The organism is Lentzea sp. NPDC004789 (assembly GCF_053601075.1).
This window is the reverse complement of sequence record NZ_JBSGBE010000001.1, coordinates 501,698-517,378: the sequence shown is the minus strand read 5'-3', so window position 1 is coordinate 517,378 and position 15,681 is coordinate 501,698. Positions and strand designations below refer to the sequence as shown.

Below are 15,681 nucleotides of genomic sequence, written 5' to 3'. Positions count from 1 at the left end.
ACCTCAGGACACGAGAACTAGTCGATCGTCGAGACCAGCTTCTGCAGCTCGCGGTCGAAGTCGATCCACAGGTCCTCCTCGCCCGGCTGCACGACGTCGTAGGAGCTGTCCAGGAACGCCGCCACGTCCTCGGCGACCGCGCTGAGGATGGCGAAGCCGGTCGGCGCGTTCAGCTCGACCAGGACGCGCTCGGGGTCGTCGGACGCGGGGCGGACCAGGATGTCGCCCTCACCGGACGGGGTCAGCAGACCGTCGGCCAGCAGGTCGCGGGCGAACATCCACTCGACGCGGCCGGTGCCCGTGTGGAACACGATGGCCACCGCGTACGGGTCCTCCGGGTCGTACACCAGCTCGGCCTCGACCGGCGCTGGAGCCGCGCCGGGGGCCAGCAGCTGAAAAGTCGTCCGAGTGGTGACCTTCAGGTTCTCGTTGTTCATGTCGATGTCCTTCCCAGGCTGGTCTCCATGTCCGCTCACAAAGAGGAGACGGCTAACCGGCGGGATAAGGACGCGGTTCGTCTCGGAACCATCCTATTGGGGGAGACGTGCGTCTCACCGTTCAGCGTTTGACCAGGTCGCGTGTCTCGTTTGGTGAGACGTTCTGACCTGCCGCGACCGGCTGCCTGCGGGTCAGCGCGACGCCCATGAGCACGACGAGCATGCCCGCCACGACCCTCGCGTTGAGCTGCTCGCCGAGGAAGATCGCTCCGAGGAGTACCGAGACCACCGGCAACAGGTAACCGACCGTAGTCGCCGTGGTGGCACCCTCGTCCGCGATGACGCGGTAGTTGAGGATGAACGCGGCGCCGGTGCCGAAGACGCCGAGGACCGTCACGGCGACGACGCCGATCCAGTGCAGGTGCAGCGGCTGCAGGCCACCGAACGGCAGCGCGAGCACGAGCAGTCCCATCGCGGTGGTCAGCTGCATGGCGGCGAGCTGAGTCGAGGTCGCGCCGGTGTTGACCAGGTGGCGGCCCGCGTAGGTGTAGCCGACGGCGTAGCTCGCGGCGCCCGCGAGGCAGAGCACCGCACCCCAGCTCGCGATGCTGTTGGCCTGCTGCCACGGCGCGAAGATCAGCAGCACGCCCGCGAAGCCGAGCCCGAGGCCGAGCATGCGAACGACGTTGCTCAGCTTCTCGGTGCCCAGGAAGAGCCCGATGGTCAGCGCGAACAGCGGCGTCGTGGAGTTGAGCACACCGGAGACGCCAGAGTCGACCGTCTGACCGCCGATCGCGAAGAGCGTGAACGGGATGGCGCTGCCGAACGCCGCCACGAACAGCATGTGGCCCCAGGTTCTGCGGTCGCGGGGCAGCGTCATCTTCGCCGTGGCGAGCACGACGAACAGCACGACCGCTCCGAAGAACGTCCGCACGAGCGAGATCTGCAGGGGCGCGAGGCTCCCGAGTGCGAGCTTCATCCAGAGGAAGCTGGATCCCCACAGCAGGGCGAGCACGCCCATCCTGATCAACGTTCCGCGCTGGTTCACACGTCCAACGATGCGCGCCCGAACCCGTAAATACAATTTAATTGTTGTGCATAACCTTTAAGTAGGGCTGTAAGATTGACGCATGCTGGACGTGCGACGCATGCAGGTGCTCAGGGCGGTCGTGACCACGGGTTCCATCACCGCGGCCGCGACGAACCTCGGCTACACCCCGTCCGCCGTCTCCCAGCAGGTGGCCGGCCTGGAGAAACAGGCGGGTCTGCCGCTGCTGGAGCGGGTGGGCCGCGGCGTCCGCCCCACGGCGGCGGGCCGGCTCCTCACCGAGCACGCCGGCCGCCTCTCCGAGCAGCTCGCCGAGACCGAGAGCGCCCTGAGCGCGTTGCGCAACGGCTGCGCAGGCACGCTGCGCGTCCGCTACTTCGCCACGGCAGGTGCCGCACTGGTGCCGCCCGCCGTGGCCGCCTTCCGCGCCGAACGCCCCGGTGTGGAGCTCGACCTGAAGCTCAGCGAGCCCACCGACCCGTTCGAGGAGCTCGCCGCGGGCCGGGCCGATGTCGCCATCACCGTCCTGGAGCCGAACGAGCCCGCCCCCGAGGGCGTGGTCGCGCGCCACCTGCTCGCCGACCCGTTCTTCGCCGTCCTGCCCCGCGGCCACGCGCTGTCCCGCAAGCGCGTGATCGACCTGGCCGAGCTGGCCGACGAGCCGTGGATCAGCGCGGACTGCGGGTCCACGTGGCCGTGCAGGGACCTGGTGTCGAACGCGTGCGCGGGTGCCGGGTTCGCCCCGAAGATCGCCGTGGAAAGCGATGACTACGCGACCGCGCAGGGTTTCGTGGTGGCCGGGCTCGGCGTCACGCTCATCCCGCGGCTCGGCCTGAACTACGCGCACCCCGGCGTGGTGCTGCGCAAGGTCCGCAATCCTGAGCCGGTGCGGCACATCCACGTCGTCTACCGCGAAGAGGCCGCGTGGAACCCCGCCGTGGTGGCTCTGGCGGAAGCCCTGGAGAAAGCCGCGCTGGCCAGCTGACCCGCTACGCCCCGTTGCCGAGCGGCTTGTCGTAGCTCAGCAGGAAGTTCGGTGAACGCCACTCCAGCGAGACCTGACGCTGGATCGACGACTTCGTCCCGTCCTTCTTCGTGACGTCCAACGAGACCACGAAGTAGTAGGGCTGCCGTTCCTCGACGTTGGTGACGTTGACCTGCTTGACGCCGCTCCAGAAGCTCTTGAACCCGTCGTACCCGCCGGGGTACTGGCCCTGGAACGCGGCGTTGCCCATCTGCCACGCCTCGTCCGGCTTGCCGGGCGCCGTCTGGAAGTAGTCCTCCAGCAGGGCGCGCTTGTCGTCGTCGGTCGGCGTGTCGGTCCACTGGCCGGCCTTGCCCGCTGACTTGGAGGACGTCGACGGCTTGGTGCTCTCCGACGTCTGCTGGGTCTGGGTGTTGCCGCCCGCGTTGTTGCTGGAGCCGCCGTTGTCCTTGTTGTTGGAGATGATGCTGGCGAACATGATGCCGATCACCGCCGCCGCCACGATGGCGAGCGCGGTGAAGATGGTCGACTTCTTGCTCTTCGCCACCGAGGACAGCGAGGTGGGCCTCGGGCGCTGCGAGTACTGGGGTGCCGCGGCCGGACGGTGGTTCGACGGCGGCTGCTGCGTCGGCACGGGCCGTGGCGGCGTGTGCACGTCCACGCGGGTGGCGGCCGGAGGCGGCGGCTGCTGCGGCGTGAGGGCGCGGGTGGCGGCCTGCTGCTGCGGTTGCTGCTGGACCGGGGCTCCGCGCCACGACGGCGGGTGCGTCGGGGCGACGACGGCCGGCGTGAAGGCGGCTGCCTGGCCGTTCGCCACGGCGGCGAGGGCGTCGCGGGCCTCGGCCATCGTCGGGCGGTCTTCCGGCTCCGCGCGCAGCAGACGCATCAGCAGCGCGGTCAGCGGGCCGGCGTTGCGCGGCGGGTTGACCTTGCCGGAGGCGACCTTGTGCAGCAGCGCGATGGTGTTCTCGCTCAGCCCGAACGGCGGTTCGCCCTCGATCGCGGCGTACAGCGTCGAACCCAGGGAGAACACGTCGGACGGCGAACCCGGGTCGTAGCCCTTGGCCACCTCGGGAGCGAGGTACGCGGGGGTGCCGGCGAGCATGCCCGTGGCGGTGACGGTGACGTCACCGGTCGCGCGGGAGATGCCGAAGTCGGTGATCTTGACGGTGCCGTCGTCGCCGAGCAGCACGTTGCCGGGCTTGATGTCGCGGTGCACGATGCCCGCGTTGTGCGCGGCGGCCAGCGCGGAGGCGACCTGCATGCCGATCGACGCCACGTCGCGCGGCGGGAGCGTGCCGCGTTCGGACAGGACCGCCGAGAGGCTCTTGGACGGCAGGTACTCCATCACGAGCCACGGCTGGCCGTCGTCCTCGGCGACGTCGTAGACGGCGACCGCGTGCGGGTGCTGAAGCCGCGCCGCGATGCGGCCCTCTCGCATGGCCCGTCTCTTCGCCTCGTCCGTGTCGGCTTCGGCGAGTCCGGGCTGCAAGAGCAGTTGCTTGACCGCGACGGTGCGGTGCAGACGTTCGTCGTGTGCCGTCCAGACGACGCCCATGGCGCCACTACCGATGCGCTGGCTCAATCGGTAGCGACCAGCGACCAATCGGCCATCGTCGGTCACAGTTGCTCCCCGCTGTGCGGTCACTTGCTCTCTGTTCAACGGCTCATCACACCTTTGGGTTCAGATCACCCATCGGTGCGGGTACCCACCTTACGAGATTTCTACGACGTAACGGCGATTAGGTCGTTTGCTTTACGGCCGTCGTCGTGGTGGTCGTCGTCGTGCTCGACGGCGGCGGCGTCGTGGTCGTAGTCGTCGTCGTAGTCGTCGTTGTGGTGGTCGTAGTTGTAGTCGTCGTAGTGCTAGACGTCGTTTCGCGCGTTGTCGTTGCCTGGGGCGTGGTCGTCGTCACCTCAGTGGTCGGCGTCGTCGTCGGCACCACGGCCGAGGACGAGACCGGCGGCACCGAAGGCGCCTCGCGCTCCTTGTTGAACACGCCCAGCGCGACCAGCAGACCACCGATGACCAGCAACAACGCCAGCACGACCGCAGCGATCACCAACGGCCGGTTGTCCTGCTGCCTGCCCGCGGGCACCATCGGCGGCGCCGTGCGGGGAGGCGCCGTGGGCCGCGCCACCGGACGGACCACGCGGGTCCGGTCGGGTTCGATCATCGCCGTCGGTTCGGGCCCGGCGGGTACCGGCAGCCCGCTGAACGACGGCGACCTGCCGTGCGCGACGGCGTTGAGCAGCTCGCGCGCCTGCGACATCGTCGGCCGGTCGTCCGGCTCGTAGTTCAGCAGGTACAGCAGCGTGTCGGCGAGCGGGTGGTCGACGGTCGGCGGGTTGATCCGCCCGGCCGCGACGGCATGCAGAACACCCAGAGTGTTGTCGCTCACCCCATAGGGCGGTTCGCCCTCCATCGCGGCGAACAGCGTCGAACCGAGCGAGTAGACGTCCGAGGCGGCCGTCGGGTCCTGGCCGCGCGCGATCTCCGGGGCGAGGTACGCGGGCGTGCCGGCGATCAGGCCGGTCTTGGTGACCGTGATGTCGTCGGAGGCCCGCGAGATGCCGAAGTCGGTGATCTTGACGACGCCGTTCTCGGCGATCAGCACGTTGCCGGGCTTGATGTCGCGGTGCACGATGCCCGCCGCGTGGGCCGCGGCCAGCGCCGCCGCGCACTGGGCGCCGATGTGGGCGACCTCGATCGGGTCCATCGGTCCGCCCTCGGCCAGCGCGTCGGCGAGGCTGTAGGACGGCAGGTACTCCATGACCAGGCACGGGACGCCGTCCTCCTCGACGACGTCGTACACGGCGATGGCGTTCGGGTGGTGCAGCTTGGCGGCGATGCGGCCCTCGCGCATGGCGCGCTGGATGGCCTCGTCCTGCTCGGTCTCGTCCAGGCCGGGGGCCAGGAGCAGCTGCTTGATGGCCACCTCGCGGCCGAGGCGTTCGTCGTGGGCACGCCAGACGATGCCCATCGCACCGGAGCCGATGCGGTCGAGGAAGCGGTAGCGGTCGGCGATCAGACGGCCGTCCGAGGTGTCGGACGTCGTCACAAGACCACCTCTGGGGTGCAACACAGCGGAACTGCGGCTGCGGCAGCAGATCCCACGCTCGTGCTCCTCGTGCGGTAGTCAGCGGTCGTCCGGAATGCCCGCACAGGGTACCCCTGTCGTGGGCGGCTGCTGAGCTACCGGGTTGTGCGTCACTTCACGGGGGCGAAGAAGTCGAACCCTCCGACGGTGTCACCGACGGTGTTGAGGACCGGGTCGAGCAGGCCGAGGTTCACGCTCACGTCGACCGGGTTGGACTGCGTGGGCAGCGGGTTCTGCGTGGTGGGGGCCTTGGTGCTGCTGCTCGGCGCGGTGGTGGACGACGTGCTCGCCGGCGGCGGCGGGGGCGGAGTCGTCGTGCTGCTCGACGGCGGCGTGCTCGACTCGCTCGTCTGCGACGACGGGGACGGCGTGCTTGCCGACGGCGTCTGGGAGGAGGAGGTCGGCTGCTGCGTCGGCTGCTGCGTCTGCTGCGCCGGGCGCTGCGGCTGCTGGGTCTGGACGTACGGGGCGACCCGCGTCTGGGTCTGCTGCGTCGTCGGGTCGGTGGTCTCGGTGGTGTCGTCCTGCTGCGTCTTGTTCGACGGCAGCTTCACGACGCCCTCGGTGCCGGCGCTCGCGCCGCGGGCCTGGGCCCGCTCGTCGAACCGCACCTCGGCGAGCGGGCGCTCGTTCGGCGAGGACAGCCACGAGGAGGCGGCGAAGGCCACCGAACCGCAGAGGACCACGCCACCGCTGGCGGCGACGGCCAGCTTGCCGACGGTGAAGCCGCTGCGCTGCGTGTCGTCGGCACGGCCCTCACGGCGCAGCAGCTCCGTGATGTGCAGCTCCTTCATCGGCTGCTTCCTGGGCTTGCTGCCCGGTGCCTTGACCGGCTTGAACTTGACGGTCGGCTCGAACGCCTCGGGGGTGATGTCGTCGGTGATCACCGGGATCTCCACGGTTTCCGCCTCGCGGCGGGCGATCAGCTCGGCGACGGACAGCTGGCCGGTTGACTCCGCCGAACCGTTCAGCCGCCGACGATGGTCCTCAATCGACACCGCTCGTTCACCCTTCCAAGTTCGCTGCTGCGCACTGGCGGGAACATGGATACCGAATCGTGACCCGAGATGTAACCCCTTCGGGGGAATTTTCACGTTGAAAACTAGGTTTTCGCGACGAGCGGTCACCGTTCGACTGCGAACGGCGAGACCAGTTGGGTGCGGCCTAACTCCTCTGCGCCGAAAGGACCTCGGTGCCGATGATGCGCGGCTGGGTCGTGTCGGTGAGCCAGAAGAGCTGTTCGATGCGCAGCCAGCTGCCGTCCAGCTCCTGCATCGAGACGACCGCGAGCACCGAACCGTCCGGCCGGACCGACGTCTGGTCGACGTTGACCGTCTTGATGATCGACCAGGACTCGACGAACTCCTTGGGGTTCGTGCCGACGAGGTCCGGCGACAGCAGCTTGGCCGCCGAGCCGGGCTTGGTGGTGAGCAGCTCGTAGAACCGCTTCACCACGTCCACCTGCGGCTGAGGGCCGATCGAGACCTCCGGTGTGGTCGGTTCCGGCGTCTCCAGCAGCAACGCGGACGGCTGGGGCAGCGGGATGTCGGCCGTGGTCTGCCGCGGCTTGTTCTCGTTCGGCAGCTGGGCCGACAGGACGTCGGGACGCAACGCGCTCGCACCGGACAACGCGATGGGGCGTTCGGTGGCGGGGACGCCGGTGTTCGCCGGGCGCTTGCCGGCCAGGACCGCGGCGCCCGCGACGGCGGAGACCAGCACGATCGCGCCGGTCAGCAGCCCGGCGGCCTTGGCCAGGCGGTTCCTCCGCAGGCGACGGCGGCGTCCGGAGACGACCGGGATCACGGCCGTGGTCGCGGCCATGTTCTCGGTGGGGCCGAGCAGCGAGGTGACGAGAGCGTCGGTGGCGGCTTCCTCGTTCGACGGGATGCGCATCGGGCTGGGCTGCTGGTTGATCAGCTCTGCCACGCTGATCGAGCCGGCGCGGGTGTGCCTCCGCCCGGTCGTCGCGGGACGCTGCACTGGCCTGGTCCTCCGTACTGTCCGTGGTCACCAGAAGACGTACCGTGGCTACCCTTGATGACGCCAGCATCTGGACGGACTTCAGCCGTTCGTGGCGTTCGGCGGTGCTCGGATTCGCTCGATGGTGCTACTTACTACGGTCGGTAACTCGGGCCGTGACCTTTAGCCACCTTCGGGTTTTTCAGCCGCCGAGCTTCAACCGCTCGCCGTTGATCAAGGGCAGGTCGCCCAGCGTGAAGCTCAGCTCGCGCTTCTCGGTGCTGACCGAGCCGTCCTTCTTCGTCACCTGCAGCAGGCTGACGGTGAGGCCCTTGCTCGGGTCGACGACGATCTCCTTGACCTCGATCAGCGAGATGTCCGCGAGCCTGCCCTCCAGCAGCGCACCGGCGTTCGACCGCACGGTGTCCGTGGTCATGGCGAGCGCGGTGTCGGCGTTGGTCGCCATCTCGCGGTAGAAGTGCTCGGTCTGCTGGGCGATCTTCGTGCCGTCGACGACCGGGGCCCTGGTGACCGGCACGGTCGTGATCACGGGCGCCGTGGACCCGTTCGGCTTGGTGTCGGTGGCCGGTCCCGGACCGCTGGTGCCCGGTGCGCTGGACCCCGCACCCGGCACGGGAGCGCCCCTGCCGGTGTTCGCGGCGGACGGCCTCGTGCCGGCCGTGGCCGACGGGCTGGTGCCGCCGGTGGGCAGCGCGGAGATCAGCGGGACGTCGGACGGGTAGCCGGGCAGGCCGATCGTCTCGACCGCACCGCCACCGCTCACCAGCTTGGCCGCGGCGACGCTCAGGCCGACCAGCACGAGCACCGACGAGATGACGGCGAACCAGGCCGCGCGCTTCCACGTGCGCGGGGGCGTGACCGAGGCGGGCACCAGGCCGATGTTGAACTTCCGCAGTCCGTCGGTGTCCTGCAGCGGATCGATCTGGCGGCGACGGGGCAGCGGGATGCGGTCACCCCCGACGACGGGGCGCGGCTGCTCCTCCAGCGGCTGCGCGACACCGTCGTCGACACGATGTTTGCCCGGCAGTTCGTCCATTCCCGACACCCCTCTGCGACGCAGTCAGAGTAGGGCCGTCCGGACGTACCGAACCAACCAAAAGGGGGCGTTCAGGACGAGTGACACTCGATTGTGTGAAGTTTCTACCTCGGCGGAAGTTGCGCTTGACCGCTGTTCAGCTGCTTGTGCGTCTTCTGCACGCCGTTGATGGCGGCCAGACCGCTGCCGCCCGCGATCAACGCGCCGATCACGTCGGCGGCGGTGCTGTCACCGTTGGTGATCAACAGACCGATCGCCGCGCCCGCGGTCGTCAGGATGGCGGTCCTCCACCGGGACCGGACGAACTGCGAGACCGGTGCGCCGGCCAGGCCCTTCTTGTTCGCGGCCGAACCGAGCAAGGCCAGGTACGCGTCGTGCGCCAAGGCGGCGAGCAGGCCTGCGATGGCGATCAGTGCGGCGATGATGCCCATGTGTCCAGTGTGCCTCCAGATTTTTCCGGTGGACCATCCGTGATCGCCCTGATATCCGGTTCGGGTGGACATGTTCTGGCACGACGACTGCCTTGAGCACGATGCCGGTGAGGGCCTGTGGGAGCTGCCGGGTTCCTGGCCGTGGCTCGACGTGGCCGAACCGCACCCGGAGAACGCCGCGCGGCTGCGAACGTTCCGGCACGCGCTGACGCACGGTCCGGTGGCCTCTTACTTGAAGTGGCACGAGGGACGCCATGCGTCCGTCGACGAGCTTCTGCGCGTGCACACGGCCGAGTACCTCGACTCGTTGCGGGTTTCTACGCGTGTGGCGCTGGAGGTGAACACGATCGTGGGACCCGAGACGTGGCGTGCGGCGTGCGCTGCGGCGGGGACCTCGTTGGCCGCACTGGAGTCCGGGGCGCCACTGGCCTATGCGCTCGTACGTCCGCCCGGCCACCACGCGCAGCCGGACCTGGCGGACGGCTACTGCTTCGTGAACAACGCTGCGCTGGTCGCGGAAACCGCGCGACGGCAAGGGATGCGGGTCGCCGTGCTGGACTGGGACGTGCACCACGGCAACGGCACGCAGGAGGTGTTCTACGACCGTCCGGACGTGCTGACCATCTCGGTGCACATGCGGCACGGCTCGTGGGGCACCAACCACCCGCAGACCGGTGCACCGTCGGAGGTGGGTGCCAACGGCCGGAACGTGAACATCGAGCTGTCACTGGGCGCGGGCGACACGGCGTACCTGCGCGCGTTGGACGAGATCGCCTTCCCGCTGCTGCGCGAGTTCGCGCCGGACCTGCTGGTGTGCGCGTCCGGGTTCGACGGTTCCGCGTTCGACCCCAACGGCCGCCACAACCTCACCGCATCGGGTTACCGCGAGATCGGGCGACGGGTGGCGTCGTTCGGCCCGCGGGTCGTGCTCACGCAGGAGGGTGGCTATCTGCGCGGTTACTCCGCGCTGTGCCTGCACGCGCTGGTGGAGGGGCTGCTGCGGCTGCCGGAACCGTTGCTCGAAGATCCGCTGGCCTACGTGCCGGACGACGTCCAGCTCGTCGACGCGGACTTCGCTCGCGTTCGCGCGGCCCTGCGGCCTTTTTGGCCCGGCGTGCTGTGACGCCGGGCCGGCGCGTCCTCTACCTGCCGAGCGGGCCGCGGCCCATCTTGAGCAGGATCAGCGCGAGGTCCTTGCCCTCCGGGCCGAGCGGCCGGTAGCGGTTGAGGACGTCGATCTCGCGGTTGTGCACGATCTTGGTGCCGCCGGCGGCCATGCGGGCAGCGCCGATGATCTTGGAGATCTCGACGCGGCGTTGCACGAGGCGCAGTATCTCGGCGTCCAGGTGGTCGATCTCCTGGCGCAGCTCGTTGATGTCCGGCTCGGTGGTGGTGTCCATCGTTTTGACGACCTCTCGACTCTTCGAGTCCTTGGCCCGGAAGCGAACGAAGCCCCGGGGTCCGAGGACTCCGGGGCTTCGTGGTGGCTTGTTGAGCGCTAGACGACCACGGGAGCCGGAGTCCGGATCCCGTAGAAAAACTCGAAGAACGTCACGCGCACGGACCCAGTGTTGCACAGGATCCGCCCCGGCCGCCAAGTCCGCGGGGTGAGAGGGCTCACCAGGTGGGACGGCACCTGATCGAACATCCGGATCGAACACATGGTCGGGCGGTACGGGTTTTGTCGGTGCCGCCCGGTACCGTGGATGGACGATGAGCGCCTTGTTCGACTTGCCCTCAAGTCCCCCCGTTTCCCGCGCGGGCCACCTGCTCGACGACCTGAACCCCGCGCAGCGCCGTGCCGTCGAGCACGCCGGTTCTCCGCTGCTCGTGGTGGCGGGCGCCGGCTCCGGCAAGACGCGCGTCCTCACCCGGCGGATCGCGTACCTGCTCGCGGAACGCGACGTGCACCCCGGCCAGATCATGGCCATCACGTTCACGAACAAGGCCGCCGCGGAGATGAAGGAGCGCGTCGCCGACATGGTGGGCGCCCGCGCCCGTTCGATGTGGGTGTCGACGTTCCACTCGATGTGCGTCCGCGTCATGCGCCGCGAGGCGAAGACCCTGGGCATGTCGTCGAACTTCTCGATCTACGACAGCGACGACACGCGCCGCCTCATCACGCTCGTCGCGCGCGACCTCGATCTCGACCCGAAGAAGTACCCGGCCCGCACCCTGGCCGTGCACATCTCGAACCTGAAGAACGAGCTCGTCGACCCGGAGACCGCCACCGCCCAGGCCACCAACGACCTGGAACGCCGCGTGGCCGAGGTCTACACGGTCTACCAGCGCCGCCTGGGCGAGTCGAACTCGCTCGACTTCGACGACCTCATCATGCGCACGGTCGAGCTCCTGCAGACCTTCCCGGACGTGGCCGAGCACTACCGCCGCCGCTTCCGCCACGTCCTGGTCGACGAGTACCAGGACACCAACCACGCCCAGTACACCCTGGTGCGCGAGCTCGTCGGCAAGGCGGGCGGCGAGATCCCCCCGGCGGAGCTGTGCGTGGTCGGCGACGCGGACCAGTCCATCTACGCCTTCCGCGGCGCCACGATCCGCAACATCGTGGAGTTCGAGCGCGACTACCCGGACGCCACCACGATCCTGCTGGAGCAGAACTACCGCTCCACCCAGAACATCCTGACCGCCGCGAACGCGGTCATCTCCCGCAACCCCAACCGCCGCGACAAGACCCTGTGGTCCGACCTCGGCGAGGGCGAGAAGATCGTCGGCTACGTCGCCGACAACGAACACGACGAGGCCGCCTTCGTCGCCAACGAGATCGACCGCCTGGTCGACGGCGGCGAGGTCAACAACTCCGAGATCGCCGTCTTCTACCGCACCAACAACCAGTCGCGCGTCTTCGAGGAGATCTTCATCCGCCTCGGCCTCCCGTACCGGGTGGTCGGCGGCGTCCGCTTCTACGAGCGCCGCGAGGTCCGCGACGCCCTGGCCTACCTGCGCACGCTGGCCAACCCGGAGGACACCGTCTCGCTCCGCCGAATCCTGAACGTCCCGAAGCGGGGCATCGGCGACCGAGCGGAAGCCTGCGTCTCGGCCTACGCGGAACGCGAACGCATCAGCTTCGCCGCCGCCCTCCGCGAGGCCGTCGACGACCGCGTGCCGATGCTGAACCCGCGCTCCCGCAACGCGATCGCGGGCTTCGTGGAACTGATGGACCAACTCGGCGAGATGGTCGAGCGCGAGGACGACGTGGCCGACATCCTCGAAGCCGTCCTGGAGAAAACGGGCTACCGAGCCGAACTCGAAGCCAGCGAAGACCCCCAGGACCACACGAGGATCGAAAACCTCAACGAACTGGTCACCGTCGCCCGCGAGTTCACCGAACTGGAACTCCCGGAAGGCGCGGACCCGGTCCCGTCCCTCCCGGCCTTCCTGGAACGCGTCTCCCTGGTGGCCGACGCCGACTCGATCCCAGACGCGGACTCCGACGGCGTGGTCACCCTGATGACCATCCACACGGCCAAGGGCCTCGAATACCCGGTCGTCTTCTGCACGGGCTGGGAAGACGGCGTCTTCCCGCACATGCGAGCCCTCGGCGACCCAGCCGAACTGGCAGAAGAACGCCGCCTCGCCTACGTGGGCATCACCCGAGCCCAGAACCGCCTCTACCTCTCCAGGGCCCTGGTCCGCTCGGCCTGGGGCCAGCCCTCAGCCAACCCGGCCTCCCGCTTCCTCTCGGAAATCCCCCAGGACCTGCTCGACTGGCGCCGAGTGGAACCGTCCCGCGCAGCCCCAGCCGCCGCCACGACCTGGGGCCGCTCAGCCTCAGGCGGCATAGCCTCCCGAGGCCTCTCCCGCCCGGCCCCCGGCAAGCCGGGCTGGAAGGACGCGCCGGCGATGAAGCTGGAAGTGGGCGACCGCGTGACCCACGACAAGTACGGCCTGGGCCGAGTGGTCGCAGTGGACGGCGCAGGCCTGCGAGCCACCGCCACCATCGACTTCGGCGGCTCCGGCACAGTCCGCCTGATGCTGATCGGCAGCGTCCCAATGACCAAGCTCTAGCTGTACTGACCTGAGAGGTTGGGAACGCGGCTGGCGGGTGGCTGGCCTTTGAGTGCGGTGTGACCGCGGTGGTGATTGTAGGTGTGTAGCCACCGCGGGAGCGCTTGTCGGCGTTCGGTCTCGGTGCGGTAGGGGCGGGCGTAGGCCCATTCGTCGAGCAGGGTGCGGTTGAAGCGTTCGACCTTGCCGTTGGTCTGGGGCCGGTAGGGGCGGGTGCGTTTGTGGGTGATCCCGGCTGCGGCGAGGGTGTCGCGCCAGAGCAGGGAGCGGTAGCAGGCCCCGTTGTCGGTGAGGATCCTCTCGACGGTGATTCCGTTGGCGTGGAAGAAGATCTGTGCTCGTTGCCAGAACGCGACGGCGGTTTCCTTGGTCTCGTCGGCGAGGATTTCGGTGTAGGCCAGGCGGGAGTGGTCGTCCACGGCGTTGTGCAAGTAGCTGTAGCCGAGATTCGCGCGGCCGCCGACCTTGCGGGGCCGGGCGGGGTCGCGATGCGCGGAGCTGTTGTGCCCGCCGACGGTCCTGCCGTGGATCTTGTGGCCACCGCCGTCGGGGATGTTGCCCAGTTTCTTGATGTCGACGTGGACGAGCTCGCCGGGTGTGGCGCGTTCGTAGCGGCGTACCGGCTGGGCGGTGGCACGGTCGAGATGACTGAGCCGGGCCAGGCGGTAGCGGGTCAGGACCCGATGCACCGTCGAGGGCGCCAGCCCGAGCAGGTAGGCGATCCTCGCAGGCCCCCACCGCCGCGCCAGGCGGATCTTAATGATCCGCCGTTCGGTTCGAGTCGGAGTCCGGCGCGGGCTCGACAACGGACGTGACGAGCGGTCGGTCATCCCCGCCTCACCGAATTCCCGGTAGCGGTCGGCCCACCGTTTGGCCGTGCTCACAGAGACCTGGAACCGCTCCGCGGCTCGCCGCAGTGGCCAGCCGTCGTCCACGACACACCGGGCCAGGCGCAGCCGGCCCAGCTCGGTCAGCGGTGCGTTAGCGTGAGTAATCGAGGGCCTCCTGGCTAGCCGGTGCAGATGTCGCAATCCACACCGAACCCGGAGGCCCTCCCTCATTCCAAGATCATCCGATCACGTGTCGGACCGTTCACAACGTCTCGGGTCAGTACATCTAGCCCACACCCGCCACCCGCGCAGGCGGGCCACCCAAGCCACCCGCGACGGCGCAGCCGAGCGGTCCGCCCGCGCGCCCCAGGCGCACCCCACACCAGCAAAGGCGTGGCCGAGCCGAGGAACCGCACCCCCAGCGGCATCCCAGCCAATCTGTGATGGCGCAGCCGAGCCGAAAAGCCGCGCGGCCAGCGGCACCCTGATCATCCGCGATGGCGCAGCCGAGCCGTCTTTCCACAAGGCCCCGGTGGGGTGGTCCCGTCACGAGTCGTAGGCGAAGCCCTGCCGCGCTCGGGATCCGGGGTCAAGCCGACACGCTCTTCGTCGGCTTGACCCCGGATCCCGAGTGTGGCTGCCTCTGGTGCGGCTCGTGACGGGACCACCCCACACACCGCAACCCAACTAAGCAACCGCAAGCCGCCCAACCCAACCGGCGTGCCATCAACCCGCCCACGGCGCCGGCCGGTCCTTGATCAGATTGGCGGGGTCCGGGGCGGAGCCCCGAAAGCCAGAAAACCGAAGCCGACGGTGCCAACCGCACCCACCTGCGAACTCGCAACAGGCACCCGCCAACGCAACCGGGGACGACCCACGCGACCAGCGCGCCCACCCCCCAAACCCAGCCTGATCAGCCAGTTCACCCACCCCGAAGAAATCTCCCAAAAAGTCAGAAAACCAGCGCAACGAACCCCAACCTCGTACGTCTATGTGGGTGTCGCAAGCAGCACAGCCACGGGCCGTTCGGGGCGATCCGGGCAAGGGGAGCAGCCTGCGGACAAGGGGAGCGAAGTGATGGCGGGGGCCGAACTTCGCGGCGAGGTGCGGCCGGACCGAACGGGAGAGCGGTCCGGCCGCACACAACCGCCTCAACCAGCCGGTCTTCAACTCGCTGGTCTTCAACTCGCCGACCTTCTCGGCCACTGACTCCGGCCACTGATTCAGGCCAACTCATCGAGATCGAGATCGAGCCGCAGCTCAGCCCAGGTCAGGCCAGATCTTGCCCAGCCGACGGCAGGCGCAACCCGGCCGAGGAGCACAGCCCCAAGCCGCAAGCGCCGAAAATTGTCAGACCCACCGAGCAAAATCAACCGCGTGAGGACCCAACTCCCCGCGGGAGCACCAAAAGTGGATCACGTACTGGCCCAGCTGCTGCACGAACGCGTGTTCGCAACCCTGAGCGTCCTGGAAGCCCAGCACCGCCGAGCCGAATCCTCAGCAAGGCTGACCGCCGCCTGGCGCACCCTGCTGAACCTCCACGAACCGACCGACACCGGCGCCTGCAAGGCCTGCGGCCCCCGGTGGCGCAGACACATGTGCTCGGTCTGGCGGGTGGCAACGGCCTACTTCATCACCCCGGACCCCAGCACGCCGCCGTAAGCCGCAACGCGACCACTGCCCGGCTGCAGAGAGACTCGAACCCCGATCAAGCCCGCTCCTGAGCCCTCAGAAGGCGTCAAACCGACCCGGCACGCGGGAGGACAGCGCCCGAACGCCGAAACCCCGCGAGAAAGCTACTGAGGCG

At 68.9% G+C, this 15,681-nt stretch carries 14 protein-coding genes; 4 read left to right on the top strand and 10 right to left on the bottom strand.

Going from position 1 to position 15,681, the window contains the following annotated elements; genetic code table 11:
• Positions 1-17: 17 nt before the first annotated feature.
• The gene (locus tag ACWEIJ_RS02515; RefSeq protein WP_355434502.1) at positions 18-437 is read right to left on the bottom strand and encodes an SsgA family sporulation/cell division regulator; all 420 of its coding nucleotides are present in this window, start codon (positions 435-437) and stop codon (positions 18-20) included.
• 121 nt (positions 438-558) lie between these two features.
• On the bottom strand, positions 559-1,485 hold the full coding sequence (locus ACWEIJ_RS02510) for a DMT family transporter (RefSeq protein WP_449835430.1): 927 nt from the start codon (positions 1,483-1,485) through the stop codon (positions 559-561).
• A gap of 82 nt (positions 1,486-1,567) precedes the next feature.
• Here ACWEIJ_RS02510 and ACWEIJ_RS02505 point away from each other — a divergent pair, with 82 nt between their 5' ends.
• Positions 1,568-2,470, top strand: a complete 903-nt coding sequence (locus tag ACWEIJ_RS02505; RefSeq protein WP_449835429.1) for a LysR family transcriptional regulator — start codon at positions 1,568-1,570, stop codon at positions 2,468-2,470.
• Positions 2,471-2,474: 4 nt separating this feature from the next.
• Here the strand turns inward: ACWEIJ_RS02505 and ACWEIJ_RS02500 are convergent, their stop codons facing one another.
• From ACWEIJ_RS02500 to ACWEIJ_RS02475, 6 genes are all read right to left on the bottom strand, one after another.
• A complete protein-coding gene (locus ACWEIJ_RS02500) occupies positions 2,475-4,094 on the bottom strand; it encodes a serine/threonine-protein kinase (RefSeq protein WP_449835428.1) in 1,620 nt (539 codons plus the stop codon).
• Between the two features lie 118 nt (positions 4,095-4,212).
• Positions 4,213-5,532: a serine/threonine-protein kinase gene (locus ACWEIJ_RS02495; protein WP_449835427.1), complete on the bottom strand. Its 1,320-nt coding sequence runs from the start codon at positions 5,530-5,532 to the stop codon at positions 4,213-4,215.
• A 149-nt stretch (positions 5,533-5,681) separates the two neighbouring features.
• Positions 5,682-6,569: a hypothetical protein gene (locus ACWEIJ_RS02490; protein ID WP_449835426.1), complete on the bottom strand. Its 888-nt coding sequence runs from the start codon at positions 6,567-6,569 to the stop codon at positions 5,682-5,684.
• 166 nt (positions 6,570-6,735) lie between these two features.
• A complete protein-coding gene (locus tag ACWEIJ_RS02485; protein WP_449835425.1) occupies positions 6,736-7,551 on the bottom strand; it encodes a hypothetical protein in 816 nt (271 codons plus the stop codon).
• Between the two features lie 181 nt (positions 7,552-7,732).
• Positions 7,733-8,587 (bottom strand): hypothetical protein, encoded by an 855-nt coding sequence (locus ACWEIJ_RS02480; protein WP_449835424.1) that lies wholly within the window; start codon positions 8,585-8,587, stop codon positions 7,733-7,735.
• A 104-nt stretch (positions 8,588-8,691) separates the two neighbouring features.
• Positions 8,692-9,018: a hypothetical protein gene (locus ACWEIJ_RS02475; RefSeq protein ID WP_449835423.1), complete on the bottom strand. Its 327-nt coding sequence runs from the start codon at positions 9,016-9,018 to the stop codon at positions 8,692-8,694.
• Between the two features lie 70 nt (positions 9,019-9,088).
• Between ACWEIJ_RS02475 and ACWEIJ_RS02470 the strand changes: the two genes are divergently transcribed.
• The gene (locus ACWEIJ_RS02470; protein WP_449835736.1) at positions 9,089-10,141 is read left to right on the top strand and encodes a histone deacetylase; all 1,053 of its coding nucleotides are present in this window, start codon (positions 9,089-9,091) and stop codon (positions 10,139-10,141) included.
• A gap of 19 nt (positions 10,142-10,160) precedes the next feature.
• On the opposite strand, the gene ACWEIJ_RS02465 is transcribed toward ACWEIJ_RS02470, so the two are convergent.
• Positions 10,161-10,595, bottom strand: a complete 435-nt coding sequence (locus ACWEIJ_RS02465; RefSeq protein WP_449835422.1) for a chorismate mutase — start codon at positions 10,593-10,595, stop codon at positions 10,161-10,163.
• A 136-nt stretch (positions 10,596-10,731) separates the two neighbouring features.
• Between ACWEIJ_RS02465 and pcrA the strand changes: the two genes are divergently transcribed.
• The gene (gene pcrA, locus ACWEIJ_RS02460) at positions 10,732-13,044 is read left to right on the top strand and encodes a DNA helicase PcrA (RefSeq protein WP_449835421.1); all 2,313 of its coding nucleotides are present in this window, start codon (positions 10,732-10,734) and stop codon (positions 13,042-13,044) included.
• On the opposite strand, the gene ACWEIJ_RS02455 is transcribed toward pcrA, so the two are convergent.
• The gene (locus ACWEIJ_RS02455) at positions 13,041-14,039 is read right to left on the bottom strand and encodes an IS481 family transposase (protein ID WP_449835735.1); all 999 of its coding nucleotides are present in this window, start codon (positions 14,037-14,039) and stop codon (positions 13,041-13,043) included. The two genes, pcrA and ACWEIJ_RS02455, sit on opposite strands and share 4 nt — an antisense overlap.
• Before the next feature lie 1,245 nt (positions 14,040-15,284).
• Between ACWEIJ_RS02455 and ACWEIJ_RS02450 the strand changes: the two genes are divergently transcribed.
• Positions 15,285-15,536 carry a hypothetical protein gene (locus ACWEIJ_RS02450; RefSeq protein ID WP_449835420.1) on the top strand — a complete coding sequence of 84 codons (252 nt, stop codon included), beginning with the start codon at positions 15,285-15,287 and terminating at the stop codon, positions 15,534-15,536.
• Positions 15,537-15,681: the final 145 nt, after the last annotated feature.